General features: G+C 58.8%; 14 protein-coding genes. 2 read left to right on the forward strand and 12 right to left on the reverse strand.

The window, feature by feature from the left end; all coding sequences use genetic code 11:
- Positions 1-642: 642 nt before the first annotated feature.
- From ACOYNB_RS11985 to ACOYNB_RS12035, 11 genes are all read right to left on the reverse strand, one after another.
- Positions 643-1,986 carry a type II toxin-antitoxin system HipA family toxin gene (locus ACOYNB_RS11985; RefSeq protein WP_422839280.1) on the reverse strand — a complete coding sequence of 448 codons (1,344 nt, stop codon included), beginning with the start codon at positions 1,984-1,986 and terminating at the stop codon, positions 643-645.
- A 10-nt stretch (positions 1,987-1,996) separates the two neighbouring features.
- Positions 1,997-2,338: a helix-turn-helix domain-containing protein gene (locus tag ACOYNB_RS11990; protein WP_422839281.1), complete on the reverse strand. Its 342-nt coding sequence runs from the start codon at positions 2,336-2,338 to the stop codon at positions 1,997-1,999.
- A gap of 375 nt (positions 2,339-2,713) precedes the next feature.
- Positions 2,714-4,810: a methyl-accepting chemotaxis protein gene (locus ACOYNB_RS11995; protein ID WP_422839282.1), complete on the reverse strand. Its 2,097-nt coding sequence runs from the start codon at positions 4,808-4,810 to the stop codon at positions 2,714-2,716.
- A 101-nt stretch (positions 4,811-4,911) separates the two neighbouring features.
- Positions 4,912-5,493 carry a hypothetical protein gene (locus ACOYNB_RS12000; protein WP_422839283.1) on the reverse strand — a complete coding sequence of 194 codons (582 nt, stop codon included), beginning with the start codon at positions 5,491-5,493 and terminating at the stop codon, positions 4,912-4,914.
- A gap of 31 nt (positions 5,494-5,524) precedes the next feature.
- Positions 5,525-6,310: an alpha/beta fold hydrolase gene (locus ACOYNB_RS12005; RefSeq protein WP_422839284.1), complete on the reverse strand. Its 786-nt coding sequence runs from the start codon at positions 6,308-6,310 to the stop codon at positions 5,525-5,527.
- A gap of 11 nt (positions 6,311-6,321) precedes the next feature.
- The gene (locus tag ACOYNB_RS12010; protein WP_422839285.1) at positions 6,322-6,603 is read right to left on the reverse strand and encodes a hypothetical protein; all 282 of its coding nucleotides are present in this window, start codon (positions 6,601-6,603) and stop codon (positions 6,322-6,324) included.
- 11 nt (positions 6,604-6,614) lie between these two features.
- The gene (locus ACOYNB_RS12015; RefSeq protein ID WP_422839286.1) at positions 6,615-7,262 is read right to left on the reverse strand and encodes a hypothetical protein; all 648 of its coding nucleotides are present in this window, start codon (positions 7,260-7,262) and stop codon (positions 6,615-6,617) included.
- Positions 7,263-7,281: 19 nt separating this feature from the next.
- Complete coding sequence (locus tag ACOYNB_RS12020; protein WP_422839287.1) at positions 7,282-7,479, reverse strand: hypothetical protein; 198 nt, start codon at positions 7,477-7,479, stop codon at positions 7,282-7,284.
- Positions 7,469-8,191 (reverse strand): FG-GAP repeat protein, encoded by a 723-nt coding sequence (locus ACOYNB_RS12025; protein ID WP_422839288.1) that lies wholly within the window; start codon positions 8,189-8,191, stop codon positions 7,469-7,471. The genes ACOYNB_RS12020 and ACOYNB_RS12025 overlap by 11 nt, the downstream gene beginning before the upstream one ends.
- A 61-nt stretch (positions 8,192-8,252) precedes the next feature.
- The gene (locus ACOYNB_RS12030) at positions 8,253-8,822 is read right to left on the reverse strand and encodes a cold shock domain-containing protein (protein WP_422839289.1); all 570 of its coding nucleotides are present in this window, start codon (positions 8,820-8,822) and stop codon (positions 8,253-8,255) included.
- Between the two features lie 50 nt (positions 8,823-8,872).
- The gene (locus ACOYNB_RS12035) at positions 8,873-9,262 is read right to left on the reverse strand and encodes a tautomerase family protein (RefSeq protein ID WP_422839290.1); all 390 of its coding nucleotides are present in this window, start codon (positions 9,260-9,262) and stop codon (positions 8,873-8,875) included.
- Between the two features lie 728 nt (positions 9,263-9,990).
- Here ACOYNB_RS12035 and ACOYNB_RS12040 point away from each other — a divergent pair.
- Positions 9,991-11,187, forward strand: coding sequence for an IS110 family transposase (locus tag ACOYNB_RS12040; RefSeq protein ID WP_422839291.1), 1,197 nt, complete (start codon positions 9,991-9,993; stop codon positions 11,185-11,187).
- Positions 11,188-11,583: 396 nt separating this feature from the next.
- Here the strand turns inward: ACOYNB_RS12040 and ACOYNB_RS12045 are convergent, their stop codons facing one another.
- Positions 11,584-12,231 carry a hypothetical protein gene (locus tag ACOYNB_RS12045; protein WP_422839292.1) on the reverse strand — a complete coding sequence of 216 codons (648 nt, stop codon included), beginning with the start codon at positions 12,229-12,231 and terminating at the stop codon, positions 11,584-11,586.
- 338 nt (positions 12,232-12,569) lie between these two features.
- Between ACOYNB_RS12045 and ACOYNB_RS12050 the strand changes: the two genes are divergently transcribed.
- On the forward strand, positions 12,570-12,876 hold a 307-nt coding region (locus ACOYNB_RS12050), incomplete at its 3' end, for an IS110 family transposase (protein ID WP_422839293.1).

A 12,876-nucleotide genomic window follows, 5' to 3' on the forward strand; every position in this document is an offset into this window, starting at 1 on the left:
TAGATGCCTGAGCGCCCGCCGCCTGACGGTCGCAGTACTAGCTTGGGAGGGGTATGGGGGGGGCTGAGGTCGCCAGTCTGGTTTGAGGAGGGCACAGATTTTCCGCTAAATATTTTGTTCTTTGGAGGCTAACTCCTCTGGCTGTTTGTCATGTATCAGTCGAAGGCTTTGTGCACCCAATAGCCCAAGCTGCTTCCTCCGATCGCCTATTCACGGACTTGTTTGAGGCGTAAACCTGACTGCTACGACTCACTACAGTGTCTGCTCTTGGGGACGACTTCCGCGTGAGTGTGGTGAGCGGTTGTACCGATGACCATTCGTGTCCCTGCTAACTTCTGCAACACGGTGAAATCAATGCGGGCCGCATGATGGACGTTAGTGAACGACCTTTCAAGTCCGGCACCGAGGTCTTCTTGGATGCGAGAGCGTTGACGGCAGACGTAGCATTAAAATAGTCAACTTGGTTGTGACAGACAAGTGTGACAGTTGAAAGCGTTCTGTTGCTGTAAGTCATTGATTTGCAATGACTGTTTTGTCGTTTGTGGAGAGTTCGAATCTCACCGCACCCGCCAAACAAGAAGCCCAAGTGATTGATTCACTTGGGCTTTTTTGTTTTTGGCTTTCGTTGGTCTTGTTTGACGCTCAGATGAGAGCCTTGCGCAACGCTGGCGTAGAGACATCATCAATGTGCCGGAATGCGGGCGCAATCTTCTCGATTTCGGCTGCAGGGACGCCGAAGCTCTCGAAATACACCCGCCACTCGCGGACGATGCGCCAAATGTCGGCAATCAGCTCGCAGGCTTTGGCGCGCGACAGCGTGAACATCTCGTGTGCATCCAACGCATTGTCGAGCGTGGCCAGGCGGCCTTGCGGGCCGACGTCCAGATGCAAGTAGCGTTCTGTTGCCAAGCTGGGTCTTGGAAGCACGTCATAGAGCGGGCTCAACCGCCAGCCGACCAGGCGTGGTTCGTAGACGAAGCCGTGGTTGCGCAGATGGTCGTCATCGTTGGTGACCAGGATGTTGTAGATCATGCGTTTGAATAGCTCTGCGTTGTCCGCTCGGATGACGCTGGGATGGCAGTACCTGCGTATGGCTTGTGCGAGGTCGGTGTACGCCTTTGTTCGCGACTCGGTTTCATCGCACCCCACAAGGGTTAGGCCACTGACGAAACCGAGCCGGTGCTCTGCTTTGCCTCGACCCGGTTGCGTCGCCAGCAGGTTGATGGTTGCATCGAGTGTCGCACCTGGCTCAGCCCAGTACCTGTCGAAACGGCGGATGAGCATGACCTTGCGTTCATCCAGTGTGCGTACCTCCACCGGCGGCACGGTCAGTCCTGCTGCAGCGGCCAAACGCAGTGCCGCACACTCGATGGACGGGATGTCGAAGCCATCTTTCCGGCTTGAGAACTTGGCCAACCACAGCACGCCATGCTCGTCACGGACCGAAGCTTTGGGGCGTGCGCCGCCCAGCGCCGTGCCATCAATGAAGATGGCTTCAAGATGGGTCGGTATTGGCAGACCGTCTTCGATGCGCTCGGCCGCATCCATCAGGTATTCCAGCGAGTGGGGCGCACTTTGGCCGGGCGTTGGCCCATCTTGAATGGTCGGACGGATATCGAGTGCGCCGACGCGGTCACTGCCTGCGTGGAGCAGGTAGTGCGACTCGGGGAGGGAGTTGGCCGGAACTTTGAGCTTGGCCTCGATGACGCGTCGACCCCATGCGTCAGGCGCAGCATCTCGAATGCCGCCGAAAAGAGGCAGCCCATTGGCTGGCAGCAGCCGTTTGCCCAACACTTGGGCGCGGTCCTGCAGGCTCAGACTCACTGGGTCCACCTCCAGTGCATCCGGGCGGCGGGCATAGTTCAAGCCGTAAGCAAAGTTGGAGGCGAGGACGCTGGGGCCTTCTTCGGTCATCTGGAGCTGACCGCATGGCGCCCAGTCCTGCCCAAGGTGAGCGAAGACCATCAGCGTGGTTTCTGTTGCCATGCGTGTCCCCTCAGAAGTCCAGCGCTTTGAGCTCTGCTGATGTCAGGTCGCGTACACGCTGGGTTTGCTCTCGCGCGGCCAGCGCACGCAAGGCGGGGTCTTTCTCCAAGAGTAGGTCAAGCAGTGTGCTGCCCGGGGCAATCGCATCCAAGTAACGGAGGACCTGGCCGATGGCCAAGCCGGGGTCGCCTTTTTCCAAGCGATAAGCCGTGTTGCGGGACAGACCGGCTCGCAAGGCAGCGTCGGTTTGCTTGACTTTACGAGCAACGCGCAGGCGAGCCAGCAGCGCCCCGATGCGGGTGCACTCATCCAGTTGCTTGGCGGAGAGCGTGGCGGATTGACTGACTTTCATGCTCGTTAAATCATTGATTCAGGCCTCAAGGCTCGATTTAACGAACATCTTATATGAGTCGTCAGTTGAGGTGTGAGCTCGTTAAATCGAGCTTAGTCTATTTTGCGCTCGATTTAACGAGCCTTGTCTCTGGCGTGCTGGCATCCTTGCCATGGCGTCACAACAAGCAGTGCGGGCGTTCACGTTTGGCTCTTCTCACGATTGGCCACCCTATGGCTTATTTTTCGCCGATAGGCCAAGTTATGCCTTAGCAGCCACTCGCTGTTGGCTGGGGGGCGCCTAGTGTCGGCGGACAGCTTATGGCTTAACCGCCGGTCACGTTATCGGTAACGGCACAGCCGTTGTCGTTTCTTGCTCAGCGTGATGATGACCCGATCAGCTGTGCAACTCAAAGGTTGAGATGGCGGACAGCAGTTCGTCGGCTTGACCTTTCAGGCTGACCGAGGCGGCGGCCATCTCTTCCACCAGTGCGGCGTTTTGCTGGGTGCTGCGGTCCATGTCGGTGACCGTGGTGTTCACCAAGTTGACGCCCTGGGCCTGCTCACTGCTGGCCGAGCTGATTTCGCCGACGATTTGCGTGACGCGCTCGATGCTGTCCACCACGTTGTTCATGGTCTTGCCTGCTTGATCGACCAAGGCGCTGCCGGCTTCAACACGCTCGACGCTGTCGTTGATGAGCGTCTTCACGGCGCGGGCGGCTTCTGCAGCGCGGCCGGCCAGGCTGCGAACCTCACCTGCCACGACGGCAAAGCCGCGACCTTGTTCGCCTGCACGTGCCGCTTCGACCGCGGCGTTCAGGGCCAGGATGTTGGTCTGGAAGGCAATGCCGTCAATGGTGCCGATGATGTCGCCGATCCGGCGCGAGGCGTCGTGGATGTCGCGCATGGTGCTGACCACTTGAGACATCACATCGCCGCCTTGCTTGGCCACGCTGGAGGCGGTCATGGCCAACTGGTTGGCCTCACGAGCGCTGTCGGCGTTTTGTCGAACGGTCTGGCTCAACTCTTCCATGGACGATGCCGTTTGCTGCAAGGCGCTGGCCTGCTGTTCGGTGCGTGCGGACAGGTCCTGGTTGCCTTGGGCAATTTCCTTGCTGGCAATGGCCACGCCATCGGCGTTGCGGTGCACCTGTGCAAAGACCTCGCGCACCTTGTCCATGAACTGGTTGAAGCCCATGCCGATGAGGGACAACTCGTCGCTGCCATCGTCGCGCAATCGCACATTCAAGTTGGCATCTGCACCAGCCAGGTGCGACATGGTTTCGCTCAACGCTTTCAGCGGTTGCATCATGCGCCGCACCATGCCGACCATGATCAGTGCGGCAAAGGCACAAGCCACCACCGCTGCAATGCCTGCCACCCACATGGATTGATGCGCGGTGGCCAGGGCCGCCGAGACTGGGTAGGACACGCGAATGCTCCAGGGGGCGACCCCGGCAGAAACGACCACCGGCTGGAACTGATGGATCCAGCCGTCGCCGTCTTCATAGCGGTAGGGCTCACCCTTGGCGATGTGGACCAGTGCCTCCGGTGTCAGGTCATCTGCCTTTTTGGCAAGGCGCTGTGACTCGTGCACGGCCACGTAAAGCCCGCCGTTGGACAACAACGCGACGCGGCTACCTGGCAAGGGCTCCATGCGGCCTACGCGCTCCGAAAGCGACTGCAAGGGCAGATCAGACCCGGCCATGCCAACAAATTTGCCATCCACCATGATGGGTGACGAAATGGTGGCCATCAGAACATCCTTGCCGGCCACGGGATAGATATAGGGCTCGATCAGTGCGTCCTTCTGGGTCTTGCGCGGGATATCGTACCAATCGTTGGCGCCGGCTTTCTCGTAGTCGATCAAGGGCTCGACTGCGATCTGGCCGCTGCCCCGGTTCCAGTACGCGATGTAGCGCCCGGTGTCGTCATAGGCCGGTGTCTTCTTGACGTAGTCGGCATCTTTGCCGTCCAACGCATTGGGCTCCCAAATGGAGTAGGTGCCAATGAACTCAGGGTGCAAGGTCAGAACCTGGCGTGCCATGGCGTCCAACTGATCACGGGTTGGGGGAACGCCCGAGGCCTTCATACCACGCATGGTGTCAGACAAAGTCTTGACCGCACTGAAGCTGCGCCCCATCTCGGTGGCGACGTCGCCCGCAGCATCTCGCGCAGCCAACTCGGCGCTCTGCTCAGCCTGCTCCGCAGCCGATGCGGCTGTGCGCCAGCCGAGTACGGCGCTGGTCGCAACCACGCACAGCACGCACAAGGATGTCGCCGCGATACTGAGCTTGGCTGTGAGAGACAAGCCCCCCAACACGCCACGTGAGTCGGCGCTGTGCGAGCGCAGCGGTTGCTGGTGCAACGGGGGCGGGGTGAGCGTGGGGCGCTTGGGTTCAGGCGTGTATTGCGTGGGCGCAAGCTGCGCCGTTGGCCGACGGACGGCAACGGGCTGAGAGGTGCGCGATGGCAAGGCTGGCAGATGGTTCATGCCGTGGCTCCAACTTAACAATTGCTTGTCAGGAAAGCATGCCTCATGCCTGTATGGCGTCGCCTTACGCGTGCCGGCTGGGCAAAATGCACGCTTTGTGCTTACTCGTGTCGAGCGGGCTTCACGCTCTTGACTTGCCAGTCGTCTGGTTCGTGCCGCCCACGCGTGTACAGCCATCCGTCAATTTTGGATGTGCCCAGTTGAGTGCCACTCCACACGATGGAGGAGGCAGGACGTCGGATGTCGAACGGGCCTTTCCAAGTCGACACGCATTCTCGATTGGGAACGACGAAACCCGTTTGCATGACGATCTGTCCCGCGGCCGGATGCCCCGACGGGGGGGCGCCCGATGAGCCGCTTGGCAACATGTGCGAGGGCAGTTGCACGCCGATTTCGTTGCGAAGCTGGACGTCCCGGCTTTCACCTGGCTGCAGGCTGATCTTCTCGACGGTGAGTGTTTGCTTGGCGTTCTCTTTGCGGGGGCGTATGTCGCATTCCAGATCGAACGTCACGGTCGCACCGCTGTGGTTGACGATGTGGATGCCTTGGTTCTTGCCCGCGCTGTCTATCCACTTCGTGATGCTGAGGTTTTGTACCCGCTTGAAGCTGGCCCTGGACTGAAGGGCGGCAATGGCCACGGTCGCAATGACCACGATGGCGATCCCTGCTTTTTGGATGGACATGGTGTGCGAGACTCAGTCAGTTGGATTGCGCTCAAACCGGACTCTGCAGTGCCTTCAGGCACTCATCCGCATGGCTGGCCACCAAACCGTGGCTGGCCCCTTCAATCTCCCACATGCGGTTGTGCGGCAGCAGGCGATGGAGGTGGTTCAGGATGGCGTGGGCCACCTGATTGGAGCGTGTGCCGCACACCAACCGCGTGGGGACTTGCAGCGACCGCAAATCGGCCTCGGTGTATTGCGGTGCGGTGCAGGTATCCCAATGGCGCAAGTTGTTCTTCACCATGGTGCCCATCAGCGTTTGGATGTGACTGGGCAGGCTGGCGAAGTCATTGGCGCCGCCCCAAAAGTCGATGACCTGGCCGCACACGTCTGGCACACCCAAGGCAGCGTCGTGGCGATAGCGCCTGACAAACGCATCAACCTCGGCTTGCATGGGTGGGTCGTTCACGACATCCAGTACCCAGGTGGCCACGGGTTCAAATAGCGTGAGCTCGGAAAGGGGCAAGTTGCCTCGGAGTGCTTGTGCCAACGCCACCACTCCGCCGTACGAATGGCCCACCAGATGAATGGGCTCATCGCCAACCAACTCGCGCACCACCGCCTCAATCAAGTTCAACTCTGGTGCGAGGGAGGGCGCATCAAAATCGTCCGGGTCGGGCATGCCACCGTGGCCAGGCAACTTGAGAGCGATGCAGCGGTGCGTGGCGGCCAGGCGCTCCATCATCTTTTTCCATGTGGACGTGGTGGCAAATGAGCCGTGCACAAACACGATGGGGCTGCCGGAGCCTTGCTCAACAACGTAGGGGCGGATGTCCATGGGGGGCTGATTCAGTTGGGGCACACCGTTTCACCGGTGGATTGGCGGGTGAAGCAGAGGTCCTTCTTGGCGGGCTGGTCTGTCCGCTTTTTGAAGTCCACGTCAGCAGACTTTTTGCGGCGCTCTTTCTCAAATGCCTCCATGGTCTGCTTTTGCTTTTCGCGGCACTCAGCCTGTGCGCTGGGCGTAGGGAACTTGCTGCAGCTTTGTTCGTTGTGATAAAGAGGGGGAACTGCCAGAGCGCTGCCGCTGGCAAGGGCCGCTAACAACCAAGCAGATGGACGCATGCGCATGTGTGTGGACCTCAATTCAGATACTGCGGCTCTTGCGGGCCGATGTTTTCCCAAGTGGTCTGTGGGCGAGATTTTTCAAACTCGTTCAAGCCGGTCGTGATCTTGCGCTTGCCCGTCAGGTAATTCGTGCTGGTGATGCTTTTTTCACCACTGTTGCGCATGAACGATGACTCATCTTCCCCAATCAATCGCAGGCCCGAGCCGTCAAAGCGGTAGGTGTAGGACGTGGTGGTCACGCTCCAGCCACCACAACTCAGCCACTCGGTGAGCTGCAATCTCAGCGTGCCCTTGTTGATGGTCAGGTCGCTCAACGGGTCAGCCAGGCAGGGGGAGACCTCGGTGTTTTCGGGGGGCACGAGCGAATCGCTCTCGGCCACTCGCTTGAACAGACCTTGCTCACCCAACAGCACGATCAGCTTGCGCGGGTTGGTGTTCAGCTGCTCGCTGCCCATGCGGTCGTTTTTCTTGATGTTGGCGGGGTCGGTGTCTTCAAAGATCACGGCGGCGTCTTTGATGCCGTCGCCGTTCAAGTCGCCCGAGGCCTGTTTGATGAGGCGCCAGCCTTTGGGGGCCCACGCCTTCAGGGGGCGCAGATCGTCATCGGCCCAAGCGTTGACGCAGGCGAGGGTGCACAGCAAGGTGACAAGCCATGGCTTCATTGAAGCAATCTCCGTTCGGTCATTTCGCGCCATCGTACCAATCGGCGAAGGGGCGCTCCCATGCGGTCAAATCGTACTTCTGCCCGTCGTAGTGAAGGGTGCGCGTAAACGAGCGTGTGGTGCGAGGCAGGATGTATGGGGTCATGTCCTCGCCCTTGGCCGGGTTGATCAGGGCCAGGATCAAGCGCTTGGCTGGGGCATGCGTGTCAGCAGCCACATGCGGCTTCGCGGCCCGTCAGCTGCGCGGCTTTGCGAAGGAACTTGCCTTCACCGGCTTGAGACGACAGGTACAGCCGCTCGTCGAAACCACAGTTGTCGTCCGGGATGCTGAGCAGCAGGTCGGCTTTGCCATCGCCATCCAGATCGCCCACCCAGTGGATGATGGGCGTGGTGTCGCCGCCGTAATGGCTTTCCAGTTCGGTGCTGAACAGGAATTGCTTGGTTTGCCCGTCGCTGACGTGATACCGCTTCCAGCCATCCGGGGTTTGAACCCACGAGAGGGTCAAGGGCTGAGCGCCCCACGGCATCGCCCACTTGCCAAGCTTTTTGAGCTTTTGCCACTGAAGCGCTTCGCTGGGGTTGGCTTTGGCCTGATACCAGGTGAGCACCTTGCCGGCCTTCAGCGAAGTGTTGGGCAAGAGCGCCAAGGGGGCATCGTTGATGGTGAGGACGTCCAGTTCTTCGTCTTCATCCAAGACATTCTTGGCGCTGGACGATGTGATGTGGACGAGCGCAGGCTTGAGTTCGCAGGCCTGGTCATCGCAATACAGGCCCAACCAGTTGGCATGGCGCGGGAAGGTGCCTTGCCCGTATTGGCGGGACTGTTCAATCACCATCCGGGGGAGGGCGCTGCCAGCGGTCTGTGCCCACAGCGGTGTCGACAACACCGTCAATGCCAGTCCGAGCAGGGGAAGAAGAGGGCGACACATATGAGGAGCCAGGGAGTTGCTGCCTGCCAGCTAGCTTAACCGGTGGTGACGCGCTCAGTCGCTATTTGGCCCAAGGACTGGTACACCACTGCTGCTCACAGGGGGTACCATCTTGATCGCCATCCATCTCTGTGCCGGGGCAATGGTTGATGAACCACTTGGCTTCGGCGCAAGAGGTCATTTGCGAGCAAAGGCGGCGACCGTCGCAACGGCGACCCGTCAACCCATCTGACGTAACGTCGGCTTTGCTCAAAGGATGCGCAGCTTGATGCGCCAATTCATTGCGACGCTGACGGTCTTGCCAAGACTTGAAGGTGAAGCCAACCAAGCCAAGTGCCAACACGATTACCAAGATGGTGCCCATCCACGAATGGTTTGATCGGGCCTTGTTGATCTGAGGGCGTTGGGGCGGTGCATTGCCAATCGCCCTGCGGGTGATGTTGATGGCCTGTGGCCGTCCGTCCTTGCCTTGCCCCAATTCATAGGAGAGGCTTTCGCCCACCGTGGGACGAGATCCATCGCGCGCAAAAGCGCTGATGTGGACAAAGAGTTCGCGCCCACCGTCGCGCGGGGCAATGAACCCAAAGCCCTTGTCGTCGTTCCAGGAACGCAGAATTCCCTCAAAGCGCATGGCCGTGCCTGATTTGATTTGTCATGGATGGATGCTGCTGCCGCTGTGCATCAAACGTTCAACTTGAAGCCCAAGTCCATCTCTGAGGCGGGTATGCCGCCACGGAAGCCCCAGTTATCCAGCGGTGGTTCATGCAAGACGATGAACACCTCGTCGCGCGGGATGCCCAAGGGCTCCAGGCGATCGACGATGGCCTGGTAGAGCGCACGTTTGGCATCCAGTGACCGACCGGGGAACATGCAGATTTCGACCACGGTGTAGTTGTCTGACTTGCCGGGCGGTGCCGCGAAATGCTCAGGCTTGTGCTCGATGTAGCGGATTTGGCGATCGTGTTCGGGAACTTTGAGCGCCTCACGCTGGGCCAAGTAGATCGCGTCGATGATGGCTTGGACTTGCTCGGGCGGCCGACTTTTGCGAACCTCGATTTTGGCCAATGGCATGACCTCTCCCTATTGTGTGTTCCAGCGGGACTATTTAGCTATCCAAAGTATGAATTAAGCTCGTTAGGCTAGCTAGTCTGCTGGGGCGTATTCTGGCTATTTTGGTATCCACTTGCGCCTCCTCTTGTTGAATTCCACGGGGGTAAATGGTGAAAAGTTTCTTGATAACCGATCAAAAGCTCTAGCTCATCGAACCCTAGGCTGAATCCGCTTTTTATAAGATCCATCTTGCAGTCAGCAATGGAAAACCCTGACTCAAGAATCGAGGTGGTCAAACATCCTCCTATAGGGTGCTCATGTGCACAGTCATTCTGTGCGTGGTTGTTTTGCATGTAAAACTGCTCAGATTTCCTTGCGCTTCTGATGGCTTTGTTAAATCTCCCGGTCGGCCTTCCAGATTCGTGGCCGCCTATATATAAAATCCCCAGTTGATCCATTTGATTGGGTATGTTTAAAAGCGAGGCGCACTTCGAGGCGTTGTGATGCACTCTTAATACATAAATGCAGTTTTCCCATTCCGGTATCGGTAACGCTGTGTTGGTTCCAATCACAAGGGATTTGCATTCAAGTAAGCCATTTTGGTATTTTCCGAAGATATCTAATGAATGTGCTCGATGGAATTCGTCTCTCATGGGTGACTTCACTGGCACTGGATAGCGTGCCACGTTAACGGGAGTTGGGGTGCTAAGTGCGGAGGGTGCCAGCATTGGCGTAGAAATGCCTAAAGCATGGCCTATGTTGGTGCCCGCTTGGCTGATGGGATGGACTCCCCCGTGTTTTTCGGCATCAATGTGCCAGCCGGCTTTCATTTGGTGTGGGAGACGGCGCTCAACCCGAAGGAGTCCGAAATGAATGCTACAGCGCGCATCCAGAAGATTCAATCGTGCACTGGCGTGGTCGTCGGTGTTGACATCGCAGAGTCGGTGTTTCAGTTGTGCGAGGCGGACACGAACTGGCGCAGGCGCGGCAGCCACCGACTCAGTCGCACGCAGTTTGAGCGGTGGTTTGACAACCGAGACGTGGCGCAGGTGATCATGGAGGCGTGCGGTACGGCGCACCACTGGGCACGCTGGCTGCAGCGGCGTGGCATTGACGTGGAGTTGCTGCCGCCGCACTACGTGCGCGCCTATGTCAAGCGCAACAAGACGGATGCGGCCGATGCGGCAGCGCTGCTGGAGGCGGCGCGGTGTGCCGACATCCAGGCGGTGCGCATCAAGACGGTGGAGCAGCAGGCGCTGCAGGCCTTGCACCGCACGCGCTCGATGTGGATGGGGTGGCGCACGGCGACGATCAACGCGATGCGAGGCGCGTGCCGAGAGGCGGGCTTGCAGGTCTCTAAGGGTGCCAAGGCTGGGCTGAGCCAGATGGGCAAGCTGATCGCTGACGACCAAAGCGCGATACCGGCGCTGCTGAGGAACACGATGAAGGCGATGCTCGAAGAGGTGCGTCAACTGGAGGTTCGCATCGATGGCATCGAAAAGGAGCTCAAGGCGCTGGTGCGACACAGCGAGCCGTGCCAACTGCTGCAAAGCGTACCGGGAGTGGGGCTGCTGACGACCACGGCGATGGCGGCGGCCACTGGGGGCGATGTCACGCACTTCAAAGACAGCCGAGGCTTTGCGTGCTGGTTTGGCATCACGCCCAAAGAGCACTCCTCGGGGCAGAGGAGAAAGCTCGGGCGCATCAGCAAGCAAGGTGACACGTACCTGCGCATGCTGCTGGTACACGGGGCGCGCAGCGTGCTCAAGGCGGCAGCGGCGGCGCAGGCGCAAGGCAAACCGCTGGATGCGCTCAAGCGCTGGGCACTGCAAGTGCAGGCCCGCACGTGCCACAACAAAGCCGCCTGCGCGCTGGCCAACAAGCTGGCGCGCATTTGCTACGCGTGCCTGAGAGACAAGAAGCCCTACCAGGCCAAGCTGGCGTGACGCCGCCAGCCCGAACCCCGTCTTGAACGAAGAAACCCCTATTCCCTTCCCAGCGTTGCGACGAGATTGATCTCCCATCATGGCAGCACGGGTTACACCCACACAGCACGAAGCCGGTAACTGGCGTGGCAGCTTGCCTGCCGCTTGCACCGATTGGCTCCGCTGTGACGCAGATTCCATGTCGGCACGGGCCACTTCACATGGGCCCAATACAGATGCCGGATATACGACTGCAGGCGCACCCCTCACGGCCAACAACCCGATCAGTCTCTTGCGTTTGCGGGGGAGTCCATATACGCCAGTTAGGCGACACATGGGTACGGTCCGGGTGGGCGAGGTCTCCCAACGTTTGAATTGGGCGGCTAGACTGCACCAATGCCGAACGGTGTAGACCAACTACGGCCATTTCTTCTTCCGCAGGACATAGCTTCTATCGTCGGAAAGCCACTCGAAGAACTCCTGCATCTGAGGAAACGGCGGCACTGAAACACCCATCGTGTACGACTTATGACTCAGGTCTGATAGCAAATCACGCAGTGGGCACAAAAACTTCACTATGTATAGCACCGCATGCCTCGCCGCTTGTTCATGCAAACCCGGCAAAACAAGTGCATGAGCCGTTGAAAGATCTTGCCTGTCTAGCCCTTGCATGACAGTGACAGTGCTGTTTGATATAGCACTGGCTATCGCGACCCCACGTTTCACAATCGCCGCTTTACTTTTAGTCGGCACGTCGTCCTTCAAAATGGCTAGCAGGATGTCGTTCCAATGTGCAAGTGGATCCCTGCTGGAGTTCGGTGCACTAAGTGCGTCTAGGTTGTGATACCTCGTGGTTTGAGCAAAGTCGTTCAACAAGATGAAGATCTCTCGCGCCGTCTCGCTCATTTGATCAACGGGTGTTACTTGCTGTGATTCGGATTTGGATATCTCTACGCACGAAGCATGTAGCTGGAGTAGGTCATGTCCATAGGCCTTGAGCTGCTTTCTCGTTGGGACAGAAAGGCTGTTTCTCACCATGTAGTCGATGATCACGGCAGCCTTCATGAGGCGCTCGGTACCTGTAGCTAGGTTTAGTAGGGCTGAATAGAACGCACCTTTGTTGTGTACATGCGCTGCTCGAAGCTCTGTCAAGCCGGTTGTCAAACAAGAGCGAATGAGGTGACCCTCTTGCTGGAGAAGCATGAACGATGCTGGGAATCGAGAGGTGACTGCCATTGGATGAGGCCTAACGAATAGCTATGCCGGTTGTTTGGTGTGGCCTAACGAATGAAAGGGACTTCCCCGTCCCGAACTAGCCAAGGGTGAGCTTGGCAACGGGTCTGAAATGACCAAGATGGGAAGTGCGAATAACTCATCTGTCTTTCATCCGGAAGGGGAAGTCCATGGCCATTATTGCGATTGGGATCGATCTCGCCAAGAACGTGTTTGCGGTGCACGGAGTGGATGCGTCGGGCAAAGCGGTGCTGGTGCGGCCTGCGGTGCGGCGAGACGCGCTGCTGGAGTTGATTGCCAAACTGCCACCGTGTTTGATCGGCATGGAGGCGTGCTCTGGGGCGCACCACTGGGCGCGGCAGTTTCAGCAGTTTGGGCACGAGGTGCGCATCATGGCGGCCAAGTTCGTGGCGCCATACCGCCTCAGCGGCAAGCGAGGCAAGAACGACGCGGCCGATGCGCAGGCGATCTGCGAAG

This window comes from Aquabacterium sp. (assembly GCF_049317225.1).
Classification (GTDB): Bacteria; Pseudomonadota; Gammaproteobacteria; order Burkholderiales; family Burkholderiaceae_C; genus Aquabacterium.

What these genes read in the sequence shown, in the direction of transcription:
- ACOYNB_RS12005 (WP_422839284.1), bottom strand. Translation starts at nt 6,310, where the DNA reads ATGGACATCCGCCCCTACGTTGTTGAGCAAGGCTCCGGCAGCCCCATC.
- ACOYNB_RS12035 (WP_422839290.1), bottom strand. Translation starts at nt 9,262, where the DNA reads ATGCCATTGGCCAAAATCGAGGTTCGCAAAAGTCGGCCGCCCGAGCAA.
- ACOYNB_RS12025 (WP_422839288.1), bottom strand. Translation starts at nt 8,191, where the DNA reads ATGTGTCGCCCTCTTCTTCCCCTGCTCGGACTGGCATTGACGGTGTTG.
- ACOYNB_RS12030 (WP_422839289.1), bottom strand. Translation starts at nt 8,822, where the DNA reads ATGCGCTTTGAGGGAATTCTGCGTTCCTGGAACGACGACAAGGGCTTT.
- ACOYNB_RS12010 (WP_422839285.1), bottom strand. Translation starts at nt 6,603, where the DNA reads ATGCGCATGCGTCCATCTGCTTGGTTGTTAGCGGCCCTTGCCAGCGGC.
- ACOYNB_RS11995 (WP_422839282.1), bottom strand. Translation starts at nt 4,810, where the DNA reads ATGAACCATCTGCCAGCCTTGCCATCGCGCACCTCTCAGCCCGTTGCC.
- ACOYNB_RS12015 (WP_422839286.1), bottom strand. Translation starts at nt 7,262, where the DNA reads ATGAAGCCATGGCTTGTCACCTTGCTGTGCACCCTCGCCTGCGTCAAC.
- ACOYNB_RS11985 (WP_422839280.1), bottom strand. Translation starts at nt 1,986, where the DNA reads ATGGCAACAGAAACCACGCTGATGGTCTTCGCTCACCTTGGGCAGGAC.
- ACOYNB_RS12000 (WP_422839283.1), bottom strand. Translation starts at nt 5,493, where the DNA reads ATGTCCATCCAAAAAGCAGGGATCGCCATCGTGGTCATTGCGACCGTG.
- ACOYNB_RS12040 (WP_422839291.1), top strand. Translation starts at nt 9,991, where the DNA reads ATGGCCTATGTTGGTGCCCGCTTGGCTGATGGGATGGACTCCCCCGTG.
- ACOYNB_RS12045 (WP_422839292.1), bottom strand. Translation starts at nt 12,231, where the DNA reads ATGAAGGCTGCCGTGATCATCGACTACATGGTGAGAAACAGCCTTTCT.
- ACOYNB_RS11990 (WP_422839281.1), bottom strand. Translation starts at nt 2,338, where the DNA reads ATGAAAGTCAGTCAATCCGCCACGCTCTCCGCCAAGCAACTGGATGAG.